The 20,179-nt window shown below is 71.5% G+C and carries 21 protein-coding genes; 12 read left to right on the top strand and 9 right to left on the bottom strand.

What is annotated here, in order from left to right; translation table 11 throughout:
• Positions 1-108 precede the first annotated feature (108 nt).
• Both ACFRFH_RS04855 and ACFRFH_RS04860 read left to right on the top strand, forming a co-directional pair.
• Positions 109-660, top strand: coding sequence for a CGNR zinc finger domain-containing protein (locus ACFRFH_RS04855; RefSeq protein ID WP_382458719.1), 552 nt, complete (start codon positions 109-111; stop codon positions 658-660).
• Positions 661-757: 97 nt separating this feature from the next.
• Positions 758-1,807, top strand: coding sequence for a LacI family DNA-binding transcriptional regulator (locus ACFRFH_RS04860; protein ID WP_382461878.1), 1,050 nt, complete (start codon positions 758-760; stop codon positions 1,805-1,807).
• Between the two features lie 90 nt (positions 1,808-1,897).
• Here the strand turns inward: ACFRFH_RS04860 and ACFRFH_RS04865 are convergent, their stop codons facing one another.
• Together ACFRFH_RS04865 and ACFRFH_RS04870 are read right to left on the bottom strand one after the other, a co-directional pair.
• Complete coding sequence (locus tag ACFRFH_RS04865) at positions 1,898-2,533, bottom strand: hypothetical protein (protein WP_382461879.1); 636 nt, start codon at positions 2,531-2,533, stop codon at positions 1,898-1,900.
• Positions 2,534-2,559: 26 nt separating this feature from the next.
• Positions 2,560-3,447: an aldo/keto reductase gene (locus ACFRFH_RS04870; protein ID WP_382461880.1), complete on the bottom strand. Its 888-nt coding sequence runs from the start codon at positions 3,445-3,447 to the stop codon at positions 2,560-2,562.
• An 85-nt stretch (positions 3,448-3,532) separates the two neighbouring features.
• On the opposite strand from ACFRFH_RS04870, the gene ACFRFH_RS04875 reads away from it, so the two are divergent.
• From ACFRFH_RS04875 to ACFRFH_RS04885, 3 genes are read left to right on the top strand one after another with little or no spacing between them, the layout of a single operon-like run.
• Positions 3,533-4,450: a helix-turn-helix transcriptional regulator gene (locus tag ACFRFH_RS04875; protein ID WP_382461881.1), complete on the top strand. Its 918-nt coding sequence runs from the start codon at positions 3,533-3,535 to the stop codon at positions 4,448-4,450.
• Positions 4,447-4,668 (top strand): hypothetical protein, encoded by a 222-nt coding sequence (locus ACFRFH_RS04880; protein WP_382461882.1) that lies wholly within the window; start codon positions 4,447-4,449, stop codon positions 4,666-4,668. The genes ACFRFH_RS04875 and ACFRFH_RS04880 overlap by 4 nt, the downstream gene beginning before the upstream one ends.
• The gene (locus ACFRFH_RS04885; RefSeq protein ID WP_382461883.1) at positions 4,665-5,441 is read left to right on the top strand and encodes an SDR family oxidoreductase; all 777 of its coding nucleotides are present in this window, start codon (positions 4,665-4,667) and stop codon (positions 5,439-5,441) included. The genes ACFRFH_RS04880 and ACFRFH_RS04885 overlap by 4 nt, the downstream gene beginning before the upstream one ends.
• 78 nt (positions 5,442-5,519) lie before the next feature.
• Here ACFRFH_RS04885 and ACFRFH_RS04890 read toward each other — a convergent pair whose 3' ends face one another.
• Entirely contained in the window at positions 5,520-6,182 is a 663-nt protein-coding gene (locus ACFRFH_RS04890; RefSeq protein ID WP_382461884.1) for a fasciclin domain-containing protein, read from the bottom strand.
• A 170-nt stretch (positions 6,183-6,352) separates the two neighbouring features.
• Here ACFRFH_RS04890 and ACFRFH_RS04895 point away from each other — a divergent pair, with 170 nt between their 5' ends.
• Together ACFRFH_RS04895 and ACFRFH_RS04900 are read left to right on the top strand one after the other, a co-directional pair.
• Entirely contained in the window at positions 6,353-7,906 is a 1,554-nt protein-coding gene (locus tag ACFRFH_RS04895) for a molybdopterin-dependent oxidoreductase (protein WP_382461885.1), read from the top strand.
• 18 nt (positions 7,907-7,924) lie between these two features.
• On the top strand, positions 7,925-8,566 hold the full coding sequence (locus ACFRFH_RS04900) for a class I SAM-dependent methyltransferase (RefSeq protein WP_382461886.1): 642 nt from the start codon (positions 7,925-7,927) through the stop codon (positions 8,564-8,566).
• Positions 8,567-8,714: 148 nt separating this feature from the next.
• Here the strand turns inward: ACFRFH_RS04900 and ACFRFH_RS04905 are convergent, their stop codons facing one another.
• From ACFRFH_RS04905 to ACFRFH_RS04915, 3 genes are all read right to left on the bottom strand, one after another.
• Complete coding sequence (locus ACFRFH_RS04905) at positions 8,715-9,809, bottom strand: ABC transporter substrate-binding protein (protein ID WP_382461887.1); 1,095 nt, start codon at positions 9,807-9,809, stop codon at positions 8,715-8,717.
• A 74-nt stretch (positions 9,810-9,883) separates the two neighbouring features.
• The gene (locus ACFRFH_RS04910) at positions 9,884-10,786 is read right to left on the bottom strand and encodes an ABC transporter permease (RefSeq protein ID WP_382462730.1); all 903 of its coding nucleotides are present in this window, start codon (positions 10,784-10,786) and stop codon (positions 9,884-9,886) included.
• A gap of 5 nt (positions 10,787-10,791) precedes the next feature.
• Positions 10,792-11,646 carry an ABC transporter ATP-binding protein gene (locus tag ACFRFH_RS04915; RefSeq protein WP_370055238.1) on the bottom strand — a complete coding sequence of 285 codons (855 nt, stop codon included), beginning with the start codon at positions 11,644-11,646 and terminating at the stop codon, positions 10,792-10,794.
• A gap of 234 nt (positions 11,647-11,880) precedes the next feature.
• On the opposite strand from ACFRFH_RS04915, the gene ACFRFH_RS04920 reads away from it, so the two are divergent.
• Both ACFRFH_RS04920 and ACFRFH_RS04925 read left to right on the top strand, forming a co-directional pair.
• Positions 11,881-13,461: an ATP-binding protein gene (locus tag ACFRFH_RS04920; protein ID WP_382461888.1), complete on the top strand. Its 1,581-nt coding sequence runs from the start codon at positions 11,881-11,883 to the stop codon at positions 13,459-13,461.
• The gene (locus ACFRFH_RS04925; protein WP_382461889.1) at positions 13,458-14,162 is read left to right on the top strand and encodes a response regulator; all 705 of its coding nucleotides are present in this window, start codon (positions 13,458-13,460) and stop codon (positions 14,160-14,162) included. Before ACFRFH_RS04920 ends, ACFRFH_RS04925 begins: the two co-directional genes overlap by 4 nt.
• On the opposite strand, the gene ACFRFH_RS04930 is transcribed toward ACFRFH_RS04925, so the two are convergent.
• Entirely contained in the window at positions 14,141-14,677 is a 537-nt protein-coding gene (locus ACFRFH_RS04930) for a hypothetical protein (protein ID WP_382461890.1), read from the bottom strand. The genes ACFRFH_RS04925 and ACFRFH_RS04930 overlap by 22 nt on opposite strands.
• A gap of 137 nt (positions 14,678-14,814) precedes the next feature.
• On the bottom strand, positions 14,815-15,705 hold the full coding sequence (locus ACFRFH_RS04935) for a hypothetical protein (protein WP_382461891.1): 891 nt from the start codon (positions 15,703-15,705) through the stop codon (positions 14,815-14,817).
• A gap of 378 nt (positions 15,706-16,083) precedes the next feature.
• Here ACFRFH_RS04935 and ACFRFH_RS04940 point away from each other — a divergent pair, with 378 nt between their 5' ends.
• From ACFRFH_RS04940 to ACFRFH_RS04950, 3 genes are all read left to right on the top strand, one after another.
• Positions 16,084-16,254, top strand: coding sequence for a hypothetical protein (locus ACFRFH_RS04940; protein WP_382461892.1), 171 nt, complete (start codon positions 16,084-16,086; stop codon positions 16,252-16,254).
• 80 nt (positions 16,255-16,334) lie between these two features.
• A complete protein-coding gene (locus tag ACFRFH_RS04945; protein WP_382461893.1) occupies positions 16,335-16,943 on the top strand; it encodes an HdeD family acid-resistance protein in 609 nt (202 codons plus the stop codon).
• A 44-nt stretch (positions 16,944-16,987) separates the two neighbouring features.
• Positions 16,988-18,511: an ATP-dependent DNA ligase gene (locus ACFRFH_RS04950; RefSeq protein ID WP_382461894.1), complete on the top strand. Its 1,524-nt coding sequence runs from the start codon at positions 16,988-16,990 to the stop codon at positions 18,509-18,511.
• Positions 18,512-18,772: 261 nt separating this feature from the next.
• Here ACFRFH_RS04950 and ACFRFH_RS04955 read toward each other — a convergent pair whose 3' ends face one another.
• Positions 18,773-20,176, bottom strand: coding sequence for an MFS transporter (locus ACFRFH_RS04955; RefSeq protein ID WP_382461895.1), 1,404 nt, complete (start codon positions 20,174-20,176; stop codon positions 18,773-18,775).
• Positions 20,177-20,179: the final 3 nt, after the last annotated feature.

The following is a 20,179-nucleotide window of genomic DNA, read 5'->3' on the forward strand; positions in this document are numbered from 1 at the left end:
TCCTGCCTGCGTGTGCGAGACGGGTCCCGGCGGCACGGAAAGAGCCGGTGTCAGGACCGTAGTGGGTTATGATCCTGACGTTACTACTCGGCAAAGTAAGGAGTCAACTTGCATTTTGCCCCTGACGCGGAGGACGCCCTCCAGTTCGCCGTGGTCCTCTGCAACACCGTCCCGACGGCCTCCCGCAGCGGGGAGGACGAGCTCGCCACCCCGGCGCAGCTCGTCGCCCTGATGCACGAGAACCAGTACTCGGGGCGCATCGACGGCGACGAGGCGGAGCTCCAGCAGGTGCACGAGACCCGGGACCGCCTCCGCCGGGCCTGGACGATGGAGCGCGACGCCGCCGTCGCCGAGGTGAACGCCATGCTCGCCGACGCCCACGCCTCCCCCTACCTGATGCGGCACGACGGCTTCGACTGGCACCTGCACGCCACCTCACTGGACGCACCGCTCGCCGAGCGCATCAGGGTGGAGGTCGCGCTCGCGCTGGTGGACGTGATCCGCTCCAACGAGAACGACCGGCTGCGGAGTTGCGCGGCCTTCGACTGCGACGGGCTCGTCCTCGACCTGTCCCGCAACGGGTCCAAGCGGTTCTGCAGCGTGCGGTGCGGCAACCGGATGAACATGGTCGCGTTCCGGGCGCGGCAGGAGGCGGAGTAGCGGCTGCCGGGTGCGCGCCAGGTGCGTGAGAGGATGACGGACAGACCGATCCACCCCACCCGGAGCAGCCACACGCCATGACCACGGAGTACACGCAGTGACGGATGGGAAGCTGCCCACCATGCAGGCCGTCGCCGACACGGCCGGCGTCTCCCTGGCGACGGTGTCCAATGTCCTGAACCAGCCGTCCCGCGTCGCGCCGGTCACCCGGGAGAAGGTGCGGGCGGCGATCGAGTCGCTCGGCTACATCCGCAACGCCGCTGCGCGCGACCTCAAGCGCAGCCGGAGCGACGGCATCGGACTCATCGTGCCGGACATCCTCAACCGGCTGTTCGTGGACATCTCCCGCGGCGCGCAGATCACCGCGGGACGGAAGGGCCTGAGCCTGCTGATGGCCAACGCCGTCTACGCGTTCGAGTCGTTCGAGCCGCTGGTGGTCACCGACCAGCAGGACCAGTTCCTCGACTACTTCGCGGAGGAGCGCACGAGCGGCATCCTCTACGCGGCGATGAGCGACCCGACGGACGGGATCACCCGCATCCGCGGCCACGTCCGCCCCATCGTGGTGATCAACTACGACCAGCCGGGCGACTGGTGCTCCGTGCTGATGGACAACCGGCAGGCCGGGCGGATCGCCGCCGAGCACCTGGCCGGCATCGGCGTGCGTCGCGTGTTCTACGTGTCGCCGCCGGACGCCGCCCAGCCCATCGCCGACCGGCGCCGCGGGATCGAGGGGGCCGCGGCGACGCTGGGGCTGGAGCTGATCCAGGTGACCACGGAGGGCTTCCGCCCCGAGCACGGGCGCGCGGCGATGGCGGAGCTGCTGGCCGGCCGCCGCGATGACGAGCGCTTCGCGTTCGTCGGGCTCACGGACGACCTGGCGCTCGGCGCGCTCCGCGCCCTCCGCGAGCACGGCGGCCTGTGCATCCCGGAGGACGTCGCGGTCATCGGGCTCGACGGGACCCACGACGGCGCGGACTCCGACTGGGTGAGCCTGACCTCCATCACCCTGCCGGGCTACCGGATGGGCGAGGAGGCGATCCGGCTGGTGCTGGACGAGGCGCAGCCGGGGCACCGGCACGAGCGCGTGGTGCTGCCGGTGGGGATGCGCGTCGGGGCGAGCACGGTCCGGCCTGACGCCGGCTAGGCGCGCCCGCCCTTCAACAGGAAGACACGCCAGGATCTCCTTCTGAACGAGCTTCGGAAGGAGATTCCTAGTTGTGTCGCGGGCTTTCTCCTACTGGCGGTTGCGGGGTGGGAGGGGGGCGTGGTCGCGGGGTTGGGCGCGGAGCGCGAAACCGAAGGTGACGGCGGCGGCGAAAGCCGCGATCACGACCAGGAGGCCGAAGCCGAAGGCCGACGCCAGGGGATCGGCCAGGAGGGCGACAACCGCGACGATCCCGGAGACCACTTTCAGTCGTGTCCAGGCGCGAGGCGAGAGGGCCGACCGCACGCGTCCGATCGCGGGGCTCGGATCGTCGGCGATACGGAAGGCGGAACCCGCGAAGAGCGCCGCGCTCGTCATCCCGAAGAGGTGCGGGACCGCGAAGATCGCGAGTGCCGCTGTGCCGGCCGCCTCGGACCGCCGGAGCCATCGCACGTCGACATCGTCCCAGCGCGTGTACGCGCGAAAGCCGAACACCCACTGGGCCAACGCGACGGCGACGACGATCGAGGCCGTCGTGATCGCGTACGGCTTCAGCGACTGCGCCGGGAGGACCCAGGCGAGCACGACGGCCGGAACGGCGACGAGCAGCGGAGGCAGCAGCCAGTCCCACACCCGCAGCGGCACCCCGGGCGGCACGACGAGCGGCGCGCTGTCGTGCGCCGAGTCCGGCGCGGAGTCCGACGCCGGCGCATCACCCTGGGTCACGCCGCGAGCTTAGCGCCGCCCGCCCCTCACGCCTCGGGGATCACCATCGCGAACCGCTCCGGGCGCGCCACATCCGGGTCCGGCCCGTTGCGCACGCCCGCGTCGAGCGCGTCGATGCGGGCCAGCTCGTCAGCGCTCAGCGTGAAGTCGAAGACGTCGAAGTTCTCGGCGATGCGGCCGGGGTTCACCGACTTCGGGATGGCCGAGCGGCCCTGCTGGAGGTGCCAGCGCAGCATCACCTGGGCCGGGGACTTGCCGTGGGCGCGGGCGAGGTCGGCGAGCGCCAGGTCCTCCATCACGTTGCGGCGCTGCTCGCCCCAGCCCGGGTAGAAGGTGATCCCGCCGATCGGGGACCAGGCCTGGGTGACGATGCCGCGCGCGGCGTCCGCAGCCTGCACCTCCGGCTGGGTGAAGTAGGGGTGAAGCTCCACCTGGTTCACGGCCGGGACCACGCTGGTCTCGGCGAGCAGCCGGTCCAGGTGGTGCGGCAGGAAGTTGCTGACGCCGATGGCGCGCACGCGGCCGTCGGCGAGGAGGGTCTCCAGCGCTTTGTACGCGGCGACCGTCTGGTCGAAGCGGTCGGGCGCGGGCTGGTGGAGGATGAGGAGGTCGAGCTGCTCGAGGCCGAGCTTGGCCGTGGCCTTCTCCCAGGCGTGCAGAGTCCGGTCGTAGCCGTAGTCGGACACCCAGACCTTGGTCTCCACGAAGACGTCGGCGCGGTCGACGCCGGAGCGGCGCAGGCCCTCGCCGACCTCCCGCTCGTTGCCGTACGCGGCGGCGGTGTCTATGTGCCGGTACCCGGTCGCGAGTGCCGCCTCCACCGCCTGCGTGGTCTCCTCGGGCGGGCTCTGGAAGACGCCGAGCCCGAGCGCGGGCATCGTGACGCCGTTGTTGAGGGTGAGTTCGCTGGTCATGCCACCACGCTAAGCGCCCCCGCCGAGGGCAGGGAGGCCGCGCCAGTGCCTCCCTCGGCGCCCCCGCGCGGCGTAGCGTCGGGGTATGACCAACAGCGACGACGTGCGGGACTTCCTCACCTCCCGCCGCGCCCGGCTCACGCCGGAGCAGGCCGGGCTGCCCGCGTACGGCGGCAACCGCCGGGTGTCCGGGCTGCGCCGCGAGGAGGTCGCGATGCTCGCCGGGGTGAGCGTCGACTACTACACGCGGCTGGAGCGCGGGAACCTGTCCGGCGCCTCCGACAGCGTGCTGGAGGCGCTCGCCCGGGCGCTCCAGCTCGACGAGGCGGAGACCGCGCACCTCTACGATCTGGCGCGGGCCGCGGACGTCGCGCCGCGCATCCGCCGCCGGCGCAGCCCGCAGACGGTGCGGCCCAGCCTGCAGCGCGTCATCGACGCGATCACCGGCGCCCCCGCCTGGGTGCGCAACGACCGCGGCGACGTGCTCGCGGCCAACGAGCTCGGCCGGGCGCTGTACGTGGATCTGATGTCCGAGCCCGTGAAGCCGCCGAACGCCTCGCGGTTCACCTTCCTCAACCCGAAGTCGCGCGCGTTCTACGCGGACTGGGAGCGGGCGGCCGACGACATGGTCGCCATCCTCCGCTCTGCCGCCGGCCGCAACCCGTACGACAAGGACCTCACCGACCTCGTCGGCGAGCTGTCCACCCGCAGCGAGGAGTTCCGCACCCGCTGGGCGCGGCACGACGTCAAGTACCACCGCACCGGACGCAAGCGCGTGCACCACCCCATCGTCGGCGACCTCGACCTCGCCTTCGAGGCGTTCGAGTTGCCGGGCGAGCCGGGTCTGCGCATCAACGTGTACACGGCCGACCCCGGCACGCCGTCGGAGGACGCGCTGAAGCTGCTCGCGAGCTGGGCGGCGACGCAGCGGGAGGCGGAGGACGGCGCAGAGGCCGCCCGGCACGGCCCCGAGCACGCGACCGAACCCAGGAGCACGCCATGACCGCCCGCGAGACCGCGCGCGAGCGCCGCCGCTTCGCCCGGGACGTGCAGCGCACCATCGCCGCACTGCCGGAGGATGAGGACGCCCTGCTCCGGGTGGAGGCAGCGCTGCGGGCCGCGCCCGGGTTCGCCGCCGCTCCCCCGCTCTGGTGGCTGTTCCGCCGCCCGGCCGCCGATCTGGGCGCTGAGAAACCCGGCCGCACCAAGGAGAAGAAATGACCGACGACCCGCTCACCGTCCTCGTCGTCGGCGCCACCGGCAGCATCGGCCGGCTCGTCGTGGCCGAGGCTCTCCGGCGCGGACACCGCGTGCGGGCGCTGGTGCGCGACGCGGCCAAGGCCGAGCGCGTCCTCCCGTCCTCCACCGAGCTCGTCGTCGGCGACCTCACCCGGCCGGGGACGCTCGGCGCTGCGGTGGAGGGCGCCGACGCCATCGTCTTCACCCACGGCTCCGGCACCCGGGAGGCCGACGTGCGCGACATCGACTATGCCGGTGTCGTCAACGTGCTCGCGGCTGCGGCAGGCCGTCCCGTCCGGATCGCCCTCATGACCGCCGTCGGCACGACGCGGCCCGGCACTCCGTACGCGGCATGGAAGCGCCGCGGCGAGCGACTGGTCCGCGCGAGCGGGAACCGTTACACGATCGTGCGGCCCGGCTGGTTCGACTACAACAGCGCCGACCAGCGCGCGATCGTCTTCCGCCAGGGCGACACCGCCCAGTCGGGCACGCCCGCGGACGGCGTCATCGCCCGGGACGAGATCGCCCGCGTGCTGGTCGACAGCCTCACGAACCCGGCAGCGGATCACCGGACCCTGGAGCTCGTCGCGACCGACGGTCCCGAACAGGCCGACCTGACACCGCTGTTCGCGGCGCTCACACCGGATGCCCCCGGCGCCCTGGACGGCGCGCTCGACGCGGCGACCGCCCAGCCGGCGGCCGAGCCGCAGCGCTTCCGCGACGACCTCGCAGCGCTCGCGCACGTCTCCAGCTAAACCGAAGGGCACGTCGTTGTCGCTTTCCCGTGCGGGAAGCGACAACGACGTGCCCTTCGATGGTGTGCGCGGCTTCGGTTACTTGGCCGGGGGCATCAGCACCGAGTCGATGAGGTACACCGTCGCGTTGGCGGTGTGCACGCCGCCGCAGATGACGTTGGCGTCGTTCACCTTGAGGTTGTCGCCGGAGCCGGTGACCGTGACGGTCCCGCCCTCGACGGTCTTGTGGGTGCCCACGATGTCCTTCGGCGAGAGCTGGCCGGGGATGACGTGGTAGGTGAGGATGCTGGTCAGCGTCGGAGCGCCCGCGTCCGTCTTCAGCGTGTTGATCGTCGCGGGGTCGATCTTCTTGAAGGCGTCATCGACCGGGGCGAACACCGTGAACTGCCCGCTGTTGAGGGTGTCGACCAGGTTCACCTTGGGGTTGAGCTTGCCGGAGACGGAGGCGACCAGGGTGGTCAGCAGGGGGTTGTTGCTCGCCGCGGTGGCGACCGGGTCCTGGGCCATCCCCTGGACCGAGCCGGCGCCGGAGGGGACCTGCTTGGCGTAGGTCGCGCAGCCCGGGCCGACGAGGTCGGCCGCCGGGTCCATCGACGCGGACGCCGACGGGGACGACTTCGGCATGGACGAGCTCGTGTCGGTGGTCGAGGAGCCGGCTCCGGACGAGCAGGCGGTGAGCGCGAGCGCGGCGGCGGCGAGGATGCCGGCTGCGGCGAGGCGAGTGCGAGTGGTGGATCGCATGGTGTTCTCCTTCTTGGTGGTGCGCCTTGTGAAGCTCCGAGCAGATGCAGATCGGGAGGCCGCGTCGGTGGCCGTCAACAGGGATTCGTCCTCGGTGCCCGATCGGATTGGAAGTGGTCGCCGGCGCCCATGCCCCAATCCGCCGACCGCCCCCGCGCCGAACAGCACTCATGAGGATCAACAGGAGAAGCGTCGCGGCCTGGGGCTGGGCAGCACTCGCGGGAGCGGTGAGCGGTGGGGTCTTCGTCGCCGTGGCCGAGGTCGTCGCGCTCCTGGCGGCCCGGGAGGCCGGGCCGCTGATCGCAGTCGGATCATTCGTGATCGACATCGTGCCGCGCTGGGCGAAGGAGCTCGCGATCGAGCTGTTCGGCTCCAACGACAAGCTCTTCCTGCTGTCCTCGCTCGGGTTCGCGGTGTTCGTGGCGGCGGCCGTCACCGGCATCCTGGAGCTCTGGCGGCGGTGGGTCGGCGTCGCCCTGTTCGGGGTCGCGGGCATCGCGGCCGTCGCCGCCACCGTGACCCGGGCCGACGCGAGCCCGCTCGGGTTCCTGCCGTCCACGCTCGGCGCTCTCGCAGGTGCGGCGGCGCTGTACCTGCTCGTCGGAGCGCTGCGGCGCTGGCGGGATGCGCGCGACCATGACAGCGCGACGGCGGGCGTCGACCGCCGCCGGTTCCTCCTCTTCACCGGCGCCGGCGCGGCGTTCGCGGTGCTGGCCGGTGTCGGGTCACAGCTCGGGTCGGCCGCGACCTCCTCGATCGCGGCGATCCGTGCCGCGCTGCACCTGCCGGCGCCCCTGTCCAAGGTCACGGTCCCGGCCGGCGCCGACCTCCACCTGAAGGACCTGTCGCCGCTGTTCACTCCCAACAAGGACTTCTACCGGGTGGACACGGCGCTGTCCGTCCCCGCGATCGACCCGTCGACCTGGCGGCTCACCATCGACGGGATGGTCGAGCAGCGGGCGGAGTTCAGCTTCCGCGACCTGCTGTCGATGGGCCTGCGCGAGTATGCGATCACGCTGACCTGCGTCTCCAACCAGGTCGGCGGCAACCTGCTCGGCAACGCCCGCTGGCTGGGGGTGCCGGTGCGGGAGGTGCTCGCCCACGCCCGCCCCCGGAACGGCGCCGACATGGTGCTGTCCCGCAGCATCGACGGCTTCACCGCGGGCACGCCGCTGTCCGCGCTCACCGACCCGGGCCGCGACGCCATCCTCGCGGTCGGGATGAACGGCGAGCCGCTGCCGCTGGAGCACGGCTTCCCTGTGCGGATGGTCGTCCCCGGACTCTACGGCTATGTCTCGGCGACCAAGTGGCTCACCGAGCTGAAGGTCACGACGTTCGCCACCGACCAGGCCTACTGGACGCCCCGCGGCTACAGCGAGAAGGCGCCGATCAAGCTCTCCAGCCGCATCGACACGCCCCGGATCGACCGGTCGCTCGCGGCAGGACCGACGAAGATCGCGGGCGTCGCCTGGGCGCAGACGGTCGGCATCCAGAAGGTCGAGGTGCAGGTGGACGGCGGCCCCTGGCAGCAGGCCCAGCTCGCCGCACCCATCAACGCCGACACCTGGGTGCAGTGGTCGCTCGACTGGAACGCGACCTCGGGATCGCACACCATCGCCGTCCGCGCGACCGACCGCGCCGGACGGCTGCAGGAGGAGAAGCGCACGCCGATCGCGCCGAACGGGTCGACGGGGTGGCAGTCGACGCTGGTGCGGGTGGGGTAGAGCCGCCAGACTGGCGCCATGACCGACGCGAACACGGCCGCCTCGAAGGAGACGCAGCGCCAGCGTCGGACCTGGCGCCGGCAGGCCGCCCGCTACGACCGCTCGGTCGGCAAGGCGGAGCTGACCATGCTCGCGGGCAGCCGCGAGTGGGTCGGCGCGCGGGCGAGCGGGCGCGTGCTGGAGGTCGCCGTCGGGAGCGGGCGCAGCCTTCCGTACTATCCGGCCGGGGTCGAGGTGGTGGGCATCGATCTGAGCCCGGAGATGCTGGCGATCGCGCGCCGCAGAGCCGCCGAGCTCGGGAGAACCGTGGACCTCCGCGAGGGGGACGCCGAGGCGCTGCCGTTCGCCGATGGCGCGTTCGACACGGTCGTGTGCGCGCTCGCGCTGTGCTCTATCCCGCGGCCGGAGGCTGCGCTGGCCGAGATGGCGCGCGTCGTCGTGCCGGGCGGCTCCGTCGTGCTGGTCGACCACACCCGCAGCGACCGCGCCCTGGTCTATGCCGGGCAGTGGCTGCTCGAGAGGTTCAGCATCCCGCTGCAGGGCGAGCACCTGACCCGGCGGCACCGCGCCGAGGTGGAGGCTGCGGGCCTGGAGGTCGTGGAGCACGAGCGCCTGCGCTCCGGCGCGGTCGAGCGCATCCGCGCCACCCGCCCGCGCTGACCGCCGAGGGGCACGTAAACGCCCCTAAAAGCGCGTTTTAGGGGCGTTTACGTGCCCTTCGGCGAGGGCGGAAACGTGGAAGCCCGCCCGGTGCGTTGGATGGTTGGACAACACCGGGCGGGCTGGTCTTACAGAAGGGGCGAAACGATCAGCCGTTCGCGCCGGCCGGCGTCGTGGTGATCTTGGTGCCCTCCAGCTTGTTCGCGGCGTCCGCGTACTTGTTGGTGAAGGTGTCGCTGATCTTCACCTTCGAGGTGTCGACGCCGATGGTCTTCTCCATGTCGAAGATGACCTTCGGGCCGCCGGCGGGCATGATGCCGTCCGGGAGGAACTGACCCTTGTCGGTGGTCAGCCCGTCGATGTACTGCTGCTTGCTGATGGTGCTGTTCTGCACGAAGTCCTGCGGCATCTTGTTCGCGATGTCCGTGGCCGAGTGGTTCGCGATCCAGTGCATCGTGGCGACGAGCGCGTCGACGACCTTCTGCGCGGCGTCTTCGTGGCTCTTCACCCAGCTCGCGTTCGCGAGCAGACCGGCCGCGGGCCACGCGCCGCCGAGCGCCTTGGTCGCGCCCTTCGTGGTCGCCATGTCGACCGCCGAGACGGCGAGCTTCTGCGAGGTGAGCGCGCCGACCGTCGGCTGCGTGGTCATCACACAGTCCGCCGAGCCGCGCTGGATGGCCGCGATCGCGGTCGCTCCGGCGTGCACGGCGATGGTGTTGTACTCCTTCTTCGTCACGCCCTGCTTGGCGGCGAGGAACTGGGTGAGCTCGTCGGTGCCCGAGCCGAGGTCGGTGACGCCCATGTTCTTGCCCTTGAAGTCGGCGGCCGAGCTGACGTTCGCCTTCGGGTTGCACATCACCCGCTCGCCGGGGGCGCCGGAGAGCTGCACGAGGTTGATGACGTCCTTGCCCTTCGACTGGAAGTCGACGGTGTGGACGTACCACGCGCCCGCCATGTCCACCTGGCCGGAGGCCATGGCGTCCTCGGCGCCGACGCCGCCGTTCTGCTCGGTCGAGAGCTCGACGTTCACGCCGTACTTCTTGTAGAAGCCGAGCTGCTGTGCCAGCTGGTAGGGGAGGTAGATCTGCTTGTCGATGCCGCCGACCATCATCTTGACGGTCGGCACCGTGCCGGAGCTGCTGCCGGCCGCCGCGGTGCCGCCTCCACCGCCGGAGCAGGCCGCGAGGCTCAGGGCCACGACGACGCCCGCTGCCGCGATGGCACCGATGCTGCGCTTCTTCATGGGGGTTGTTCCTTTCTTCGTGCCGGACGGGTCCGGCGTTCTGCTTCGTTGCAGGACAGCTGGGGTTGGCGTGCTCAGATCGCCTGAGCCTCGGACCGGCTCGGCGGACGCCACTTGAGGAGGGACTTCTCCAAGAGGGTGATCAGGTACTCGGCCACGAGCGTGACCACGGCCACGATGACCATGCAGGCGAAGACCGTGTTCGGGTCGAAGCTGCCCTGCGCCTGGCTGATGATCAGGCCGACGCCGTGCTGGGCGCCGAGCACCTCGGCCACCAGAGCGCCGATGATCGCGAAGCCGAACGCCGTGTGGAGGCTGGCGATGATCCAGGTCATGGCCGACGGGATGGTGACGTGGCGGGCGACCTGCACCGGCGAGGCGCCGAGGACCCGGACGTTCGCGACCAGGTTCTGGTCGACCTCCCGCACGCCCTGGAAGGCGTTGAAGAAGACGACGAAGAACACGAGCACCGCCGCCAGGAGAACCTTCGGGAATACGCCGAGGCCGAAGGCCACGATGAAGATCGACCCGAGCACGATGCGGGGGATCGAGTTCACGACCTTGATGTACGGGCCGAACACCGACGCGAGGTAGCGGTTGGAGCCGAGCAGGATGCCGAAGACGACGCCCAGCAGGGTGCCGAGCAGGAAGCCGAGGAAGGCCTCCTGGACCGTGATCCAGAGGTTCTCCCAGATGGTCCCGAACGCCGTGCCCTGCGTGAACAGGTGCACCAGGCTGTCCCAGATGCCGGAGGGCTGGCCGTAGAAGAACTTGTCGACCCAGCCGGCGGAGGTGAACCACTGCCAGCCGCCGACCACGACGATGGCGACGGCGACCCGGCCGACCCAGATCCAGCCGACCCGGCGGCGGTGCGCGCGGCGCCCGGCGACCCGGAGTTCGGTCTCGCGCTCGGCGAGCGGGGTGGAGGCGGGCGTGCCCGTCTTCTTGTCTGCGTTGTTCTTCTCTGCGATCGTCATGGTGGTCACGCCGCCGCTCCTGCCGTCTGCTCGTAGGCCCGCGTGACCTCGTCACGGAGCGACTCCCAGATCCGGCCCTGGATGTCGAGGAATTTCTCCTCGTGCCGGATCTCCTGAACGTTGCCGCGCGGTCGCGGCAGGTCGATGTCGAAGACGTCCTTCACCGTCCCCGGGCTGCTGGTCATGATGACCACGCGGTCGGACAGCGCGACGGCCTCGTCGAGGTCGTGCGTGATGAACAGCACCGACGGCCGCAGCTCCTCCCACAGGGTGAGCAGCTCGGTCTGCATGATCGCCTTGGTCTGCACGTCGAGCGCGCCGAAGGGCTCGTCCATGAGCAGGATGCGCGGGTTGTTGATCAGCGCTGCCGCCATCGCGACGCGCTTGCGCATGCCGCCGGAGAGCTGGTGCGGGTAGCGGTCCTCGAAGCCGGCGAGGCCGACGCGGCGCAGCCAGTCCATCGCGAGGGCCGTGGCCTCCTTCTTCGGCGTGCCGAGGAGGATGGGGCCGATCATCACGTTGGCCAGCACGGTCTTCCACGGGAAGAGCGAGTCGGCCTGGAACATGTAGCTCACGCCGCTGGTGATGCCGTCCACGATCCGGCCGCCGACGCTGACGGAGCCGCCGCTCGGCCGCTCCAGACCCGAGACCTGGGCGAGAGTGGTGGACTTGCCGCAGCCGGTCGGGCCGACGATGGCGCAGAACTGGCCGGGCTCGACGGTGAGGGTCACGTCGCGGATGGCCGTGAAGGTCTCACCCTTCGGCGTGAGGAAGCGTTTCGTCAGTCCGACGATGTCGATGCGCGCCGCCTCCTCGGCCGCGGGGGCCGCGGCGGCGCTTCTGGGTCGGTGTTCGACCATGGTTCAAGACCTCTCTGTCTTCGGATGCACGAGTCGCGTGTGCATGCCGTGTGATCACCGATGCTCTCCCGCCGGCCCCGCAGCTGTCTCGCTTGCGCCCGATTCGCCGCGTTGTGTGCGTTGTCGCAGGTTTTGCGCATTCTGCGCGCACGCGCTCCCCAGCAGGAGGTGAAACAATCTCGGGTGATGCGACGACGGATCAGACGACTCTCGAGCCAGATACTCCTGGCTCAATTGGCGATCCTCGTCGTCTCGATGCTGGTCGGCTTCCTCCTGCTGGCGCAGACCGCCCGCAGCAACCTCGACTCCGACTACCAGGCGCGCGCCGCGGACATCGCGCAGACCTTCGCGGGCATCCCGAACGTGCAGAACTGCATGGCGAACGGCGGGACGGACTGCGACGCGACCATCCAGAACCTGGCCTCGCAGACCGCCAACAGCACCGGCGCCGCCTACGTCGTGGTGATCGACAGGAACCGCATACGTCACTCGCATCCCGACGCGGCGCTGATCGGGCAGAAGGTGTCGGAGCCCTTCGTCGTGGCGGACGGCAAGGTGCACCTGCGCACCGACACCGGTGCGACCGGCGTCAACGCGAACGCGAGGGTCCCGCTGTACGCACCCGCGTCCGACCAGATCGTCGGGGAGGTGTCGGTTGGCATCCGCGAGAGCTCGGTGGCGAGCGAGCTGCTGTCCGAGCTGCCCTCGTACGGCGCCTGGTTCGTGCTCGCGCTCGCCATCGGCGCGCTCGCCTCGTTCGGGCTGGCCAGCCTCCTCAAGCGCCGCACCTTCGGGCTGGAGCTGGACGAGATCGCGCGGCTGCTGCAGGAGCGCGAAGCCACGTTGCACGGCATCCGGGAGGGCGTCATCGCCATCGACCCGGCCGGCCGGATCACCGTCGTCAACGACGAGGCCCAGCGGCTGCTGCGGCTGCCGGAGGGAGCCAGGGGACGACTGCTCGCCGACGTGCTGGTCGCCGGCCCGATCCGCGACACCCTGACCGGCACCTCCGAGGTCAAGGACGCCATCGCGATCACCGACGACCACGTCCTCGTCATCAACCGGATGCCGGTGAAGCTCGGCAACCGGCCGCACGGCGCCGTGTTCACCCTCCAGGACCGCACCGAGCTGATCGGGCTGACCCGGGAGCTGGACGGCGAGCGCAGCTTCAGCGAGTCCATCCGGGCGCAGCAGCACGAGTTCTCCAACCGGATGCACGCGGTGTCCGGCCTCCTGGAGCTCGGCAGGACCAAGGAGGCGCTGGAGTACCTCAACGAGATCCGCGGCACGACCGCCGACCTGGACGCCACCCTGCGCTCGCACATCGGCTCGCCGCTGATCGTCGGCCTCCTGCTGGGCAAGGCCGCAGAGGCGAACGAGCGCGGCATCGAGCTGGTGATCGCGCCGGACACCGACCTCGGCGAGGCGCCGGAGCGGGTGCAGGCGCTGACGACGATCCTCGGCAACCTGATCGACAACGCGTTCGACGCCCTCTCCGGTGCTCCCGCGCCGCGGCGCACGGTGGTCAGCGTCGTGGAGACGCCGGGATCGGTGACGGTGCGGGTCGCGGACAACGGGCCCGGCGTCCCCAGCACCGAGCTCCCGCGCATCTTCGAGAGCGGGTACTCGACCAAGCGCGGCTCCCTCGTGCGGCACAGCGGCCTCGGGCTGTCGCTCGTGCACTCGACCGTGACCAAGCTCGGCGGGACGGTGACGGTGTCCGGCGGCCCGGGAGCGACCTTCACGATCGTGCTGCCGCGTCACACGGCCGTGGATGCCTCCGCTCCCGTGCGCAGGGAAGGAGCCGCGCGATGAGCGGGCAGCCGGGAACGCCGTCGCTGAGCGTGCTGGTGGTCGACGACGACTACCGTGTGGCCTCCGTGCACGTCGGATTCGTGGAGGCCGTGCCCGGCTTCCGCGTGGCCGGCCAGGCGCACACGGCCGCCGACGCCCTCCGGCTGGCGGGCGAGCTGCGGCCGGACCTCGTGCTGATGGACGTCTACCTGCCGGACGGCGACGGCCTCCAGGTCGTGCGGAGCCTCCTCGGCGAGCCGTCGGCGCCCGCGGTGATCGTCATCTCGGCCGCGAACGACATCGCCACCGTGCGCAAGGCCGTGCAGCTCGGCGCGCTGCACTACCTGGTCAAGCCGTTCGGGTTCGCGCAGCTCGCGGAGCGGCTCCAGGCGTTCCGGCGGGCGAACGAGGACCTGGGCGGCTTCCCCGAGGAGCCGACGCAGCACGACATCGACCGGGTCTTCGACCTGCTGCGGCCGGCGACGACCGTCCAGGCGGAGGAGCTGCGCCGGCTGGCGCCGACCCTCCAGGCGGTCTACGACGCGGTCGCGGCCGGCGACGGGAGCCTGTCGGCGAACGACGTCGCCGCGGCGGTGGGGATCAGCCGGACGACGGCGCAGCGCGCCCTCACCCAGCTGGAGCAGAGCGACGTGCTGAAGCTGGAACTGCGGTACGGCGCGACCGGCCGCCCGGAGCACCGCTACGGGATCAAGCGCCGCTGAGTCAGCAGCGCGTCGGCGCCCACTGCGGCGCCGACGACGAACGCGCCGGCCACGAGGGCCAGCCCGATGTAGATGAGCGTGCGGTCCGCGCGGTCCTCAGTCCGCTGCAACGACTGGCCGGCCACGATGACGCCGGAGCCGACCGGCTGGGCCACGATCGCGAAGCGGAGGCCCTGCCCGGTCTCCCAGCTCACGGCGTCGCCCTCCCCCGTGGCCTTCGCGGCATCCAGGACGCCGTGCGGCACCTGGGCCAGCCTGCCGCCGAGGTAGCCGTTCCCGGCGATCGGGGCGCCCTGCGCGTCGTACTGCACCCAGAACGTGCCGAGGTAGGTGGTGAGGTCGACACGGTCGGGCTGCGTGGATGCCGCCGTGGCCTCCCCGGTGGAGAGAAGCGCGCGCGGGGCGTCCTCCACCGCGTTGCGGCCCGCCTGCTGCTCGACGACGTAGAGCGTGGCGAGCCCGCCCGCGAAGAGAGCGTAGGCGGCGACGGCGACGATGATCCTGCGAAACCACATGCTCGCATGATGCGCCTGTGCGCGGCCCGGCGGCATCCGTCTCGCGAACGATTCCGGGCACCGCGCACACGCGAACGCGCCCCCACTCCCTCCCGCGCGAACGGGAGGAGGTGAGGGCGCGAATGCTGCGGTGGGCCTTAGTGGGCCGCGGTGACCGCCGACTCGATCTGGTCGGCGACCTGCTGCACCTGCGAACCGTAGCCGCCGCTGAGGGCGGTGGTCGCGAGGTGCTGGAGGTCGGCGGACTGGGCCGAGGCCGGAGCCGCGGCGAGCTGCGACAGGTCGCTGCGCAGCGAGTCCGGGAGCTTCGACGCGAGCTGGCTGTCGCCGGTCACGGCCGAGGCGATGCCGGTGACCTCGGAGCTGAGCTGCGAGGTGGCGCCCGACGTCGAGCCGGAGCCGAGGAGGTCGCCGCCCTGCAGGCCGGAGAGCAGGCCCTTGACGTCGAGACCCTTCAGGTCGAGGCCGCCCTGGGCGTCGCCGTCCTGGTGGTCGCCCGCCTGGTCGTCGCTGTGCTCGGTGGCGCCCTTGAGCTGGTCGGCGAGCTTCTGGATGGCGCTGCCGTAGCCGCCGCTCAGCGCGGTCGAGACGAGCTTCTTGGCGTCCGACGTGCGGTCCTGCGACGATGCGTTCGCGAGGGTCTTCAGGTCGCCCTGCAGGCTGTCGGGCAGCAGCGAGAAGACCGGGGTGTCCGCGACGACCTTCTTGGCGAGCTTCTGCGCCTTCGCGCCGTTGATGTGCCCGTTGAAGAGCGCGTGCACCTGACCGAACAGCGAGAAGCCGTGGTCGAGGTCGAACCCGGCGGAACCACCGGTCGAGCCCGAGGCGCCTGCCGTCGAGGTCGAGGTGGAGACCGTCGCCGAGCCGGAGCCGGCAGCACCGGTGTCGCCGGTGGCCGCGAAAGCCCCCTGCGCCCCTACGCCGATGAGAGCTCCAGCCGCCACGATCGAGGCGGCGCCGATCACGACGCGACGAGCGCCGAACGCGGTGCGAGTGCTTCCGGAGGTGTTCTGGATGGTGTTCTTCACATGAGTCCTTTCCGTCGCCCGCGACGAGGCCGGCAGGGGTGCTGGCCTGGGTCGTCCGAGGGCATTCGGTGACGTTACGAGACCCGTCTGGGCCTCCCGTCCGTACCCTCTGCGAGGTCGCGAAGAGCACTTGAAGCCGTCCGGGCATCGCGGTACCGGGCGATCATACCGACCGGTATGGAGCCTGCTCGGGGCTACCACGACCGGCCTCCACGGGTGCACCATGTGGGCAGCGGCGGGCCAGGCCGTCCGGCCGAGCCGTGAGAGAAGAGCGGGAGCACCGGGTTTCAGGCGGCCCACCCCACGGGCAGCGCCAAGCAGACAGCGGCTGGTCCCACCCGCCGCCGGACGGCCGCGACAGCCGGGAGGAGAACGACGATGGACGATCTCGAGGGGACGGCGGCCGAGCGTCTCGACCGGCTCGCCGCACTGGACGCCGGGGAGCTGACCCACGACTGGACGCGCCGCCAGCTCGAACGCGCCCTGCGGGACTGGTCGGAGGACCAGGACACGCTTTCCGTGATCGGCGAGGGACGCGAGGACTACTAGCGGTCAGGCGCATGACGTTTCATTTCACAGCGACCGGAAGGCTCTAGACAGGCGCGGTTCCGCAGCGCTACCTTCCGAGCATGTCCAGCACTCAACCATCCGCGTTCGCGTCGTTCTCGCTCAACGGGCAGGACCTGACGAAGTCGGCCATCAACAGCGTCCGCGTCGCTCTCGGGATCAGTGGCGCCGTCGCCCTCATCATCGGCGTCATCATCGTGTTCTGGCCGCGGACCGCCGCGGTCGGCCTCACGGTCCTGATCGCCATCTCGCTGCTCATCTCGGGCATCGCCTACCTCGGCATCGGCATCTTCGCCCGCGGGATCCGCGGCGGGGCGAGAGCCCTCGACATCGCCTTCGGCATCCTGCTGATCGTCGGCGCGATCGTGGCGTTCGCCAACCTGAAGGGCACGACGGCGTTCCTCGCGGTCTTCATCGGCATTCTGGTCGGCATCGCGTGGATCGTGGAGGGCGCGATGACGTTCGCGCAGCTCGGGGACGCGCCGTCCCGCGGCTGGTCGATCTTCTTCGGCATCCTGAGCATCGTCGCCGGCATCGTCCTGCTGTTCACGCCGCTGTGGGGGATCGTGGTGCTGTTCATCCTCGCCGGGATCAGCCTCATCGTGCTCGGGATCGTGCAGATCGTGCGGGCGATCACGTTCGGGCGCGGGATCGCGACAGCGGCGAGCTGAGCCGGAGCCCCGCGGGCGTCGGCGGCCGGTGGCACACTGGGCCTGTGCTCCTCGACACGATCGTCACCACGCTGGACACCGTCGCGGGAACGCGCTCGCGGCTGGCCAAGGTCGATGCGCTCGCGGGCCTGCTCGGCGACCTCCAGCCCGACGAGATCGCCCCGACCGTCGGCTTCCTGGTCGGCAAGCCGCGCCAGGGACGCGTCGGCGTCGGATGGCGCAGCGTCGGCGCGATGATGGGCGGGGACACTGCGGAGATCCCGACCCTCACCGTTCTCGACCTGGACGCCCTGCTCGGGGAGCTCGCCGCGCTCGGCGGGGAGGGCTCCGCGCGCGACCGCAGTGCCGCACTGGGCGATTTCGCGGCCCGTGCGACGGCGGGCGAGCAGGACCTCCTGGCCCGCGTCCTGCTCGGCGAGATGCGCACCGGCGCACTGGAGGGCGTCCTCCTCGACGCCATCGCCCGCACCGCCGACCGGCCCGGGCCGGACGTCCGGAGGGCTGCCATGCTGACGGGCGACCTCGGCGCGACGGCGGTGCTGGCGCTGACCGGCACGGCGGAGGAGCTCGCCGCGGTCGGCCTGGTGGTCGGCCGCCCGGTGCTTCCGATGCTCGCGGCCACCGCACCCTCCGCCGCGGCCGCACTGGAGACGACCGGCCGCGCGTCGGTCGAGTACAAGCTCGACGGCGCGCGCATCCAGGTGCACCGCTCGGGAGACACCGTGCGGGTCTTCACCCGGACGCTCGCCGATATCACCCACCGCGTTCCGGAGGTCGTGGAGATCGTGCGCCGGCTGCCCGCGCGCGACCTCGTCCTCGACGGCGAGACGCTGGCCCTCGACGAGGACGGCGGCCCGCGCCCGTTCCAGGAGACGATGTCCCGCTTCGGCGCCGAAGGGCGCGAGACGTTGCTGCACCCGTGGTTCTTCGACATCCTCCACGTCGACGGGCGCGACCTGCTGGACGAGCCGCTGTCCGTCCGGCTCGCGGAGCTGGAGCGCGTCGCCGGCGAGCATCGCATCCCCGGCGAGGTCACCGACGACCCGGACACCGCCGAGCGCGTCTCCCGCGACGCCCTCGCCGCCGGCCAGGAGGGCGTCGTCGTCAAGGCGATCGACTCGCCCTACGCCGCGGGCCGCCGCGGCGCGAGCTGGATCAAGGTCAAGCCGGTGCTCACCTACGACCTGGTCGTGCTGGCGTGCGAGTGGGGTTCCGGACGGCGCGTCGGGATGCTCTCCAACCTCCACCTCGGCGCGCGCGACCCGGACGGCGCGTTCGGCGACCCCGGCGGCTTCGTGATGGTCGGCAAGACGTTCAAGGGCCTCACCGACGAGCTGCTGCGCTGGCAGACCGAGGAGTTCCAGCGCATCGAGGTGCGCCGCACGCCGGGAACCGTGTGGGTGACGCCGACGACCGTCGTCGAGATCGCGATCGACGGCGTCCAGCGCTCGTCGCGCTACCCCGGCGGCATCGCCCTCCGTTTCGCCCGCGTCAAGCGCTACCGCGACGACAAGCCCGCCACCGAGGCCGACACCATCACCACCCTCCGCACCCTCCTCCGCGACTAACCCCCGCCGCCTCCTCCCGCCCCTCCGCACCCCCGCCCGCCGCGAACGGAGGACTCCACCCCTCCCCACCCCCGAATCTCCTCCGTTACCTGCCCTCCCGCCGCTTTCCGCCCGCGATCTCCTCCGTTAGCGACGTTGCGGCTAACGGAGGAGATGCGGTGCGACGCGCCCGGGAAAGGCGGTGAAGGGAGGAGTTGGGGGTGGGTGGAGGTGGGATCTCCTCCGTTCGCGACGGGGGGCTCCCTCGGCGCGCCGGGCGGGTCAGCGGCGGGCGGTGGCGCGGGCGCCGGCGTTGTGGGGGAGGCGGAGCGCGCCCGCCAGCGGGAGGAGGAGCAGGGCGGCCGCGAGGGCGAACGCCCAGTGGTAGCCCGGCATCGGTGAGCCGGTGACGCCCTCCGACACCGCGGTCGAGGCGCGCACGAACACGGCCACCACCGCGAGGCCCAGGGCGGTCGCGACCTGCTGCAGCGCGGAGGCGAGGGTGTTCGCGTTGTTCGTGTCCCCGGCGTCCACGTCCGCGAACTGGAGGGTGTTGTAGGCGCTGAACCCGATCGACCGGAACACCCCGCTCGCCACCAGCAGCAGGAGCAGCACCGGCAGCGGCGCCGCAGGCCCGACGCCGACGAACGCGGCGAGCACCAGCATCCCGAGCAGGTTCGACCAGATCAGCACGGTGCGGAAACCGAGGCGACGGATGAGCGGCGTCGTGAACGGCTTGATGGCCAGGTTCCCGACGAAGATCGCGATGACGGTCAGCCCGGCGACGGTGGCGCTCCAGCCGTAGGCGAGCTGGAACAGCAGCGTGAACAGGAACGGCGCGCCCGTGATGATCATGCGGTAGACGCCGCCGCTGATGTTCCCGGCGCGGAACGAGTGCAGCCGCAGCACGCTCCAGTCGAACAGCGCGTGCTCCCGGCCGCGCGAACGGGTGATGGTGGCCCAGCCGACCGCGATGGCCACGAGGATGGCCGCGCCGCCGGCGAGCTGCAGCCGGCCGTCCTCCGCGCTCAGCCCCTCCGCCCCGGCCGTCAGCAGCACCAGCGCGAGCGCGATCGCCGCGTAGCCGCGCCCGTCGAACGGGAGGTCGCGCTGCCGTTCCGTGTGCGGCACGAGCACCAGCCCGGCAACGATCGCGGCGACGCCGAACGGAAGGTTGATGAGGAAGATCCAGCGCCAGCCGATCGTGTCCGACAGGATGCCGCCGAGCGCCGGCGCGATCACCGGGGCGATGAGCGCGGGCCAGGTGAGGTAGGCGATCGCGTCGAGGAGGTCGACCGGGTCGATGTCACGCAGCACCGCCAGCCTCCCGACCGGCACCATGAGCGCGCCGCCGACGCCCTGCAGCACGCGCGCCAGCGTCAGCAGCGTCAGCGACGGCGCGAATGCGCACAGCAGCGACGCGAGCGTGAACACGACGATCGCGGTCAGCAGCACCGGCCGGATCCCGAGCCGACGGGACAGCCAGCCGGTCGCCGGGATGCCGGCGGCCACCGCCAGCAGGTAGGCGACCATCGCGACGCTCACGTCCGCCGGGGCGACGCCGAACTCGCGCGCCATCGTGGGGGCGGCGGTCTGGATGATCGTGCCGTCCAGGTTCTCCATGAAGAACGTGGCGGCCACGAGGAGGGCGAGGCCGCGGCTGAACGACACGGCCGTCCGCGTCACCGA

The sequence above is a fragment of the Leifsonia sp. NPDC056824 genome (assembly GCF_042789575.1).
Taxonomy (GTDB): domain Bacteria; phylum Actinomycetota; class Actinomycetes; order Actinomycetales; family Microbacteriaceae; genus Leifsonia.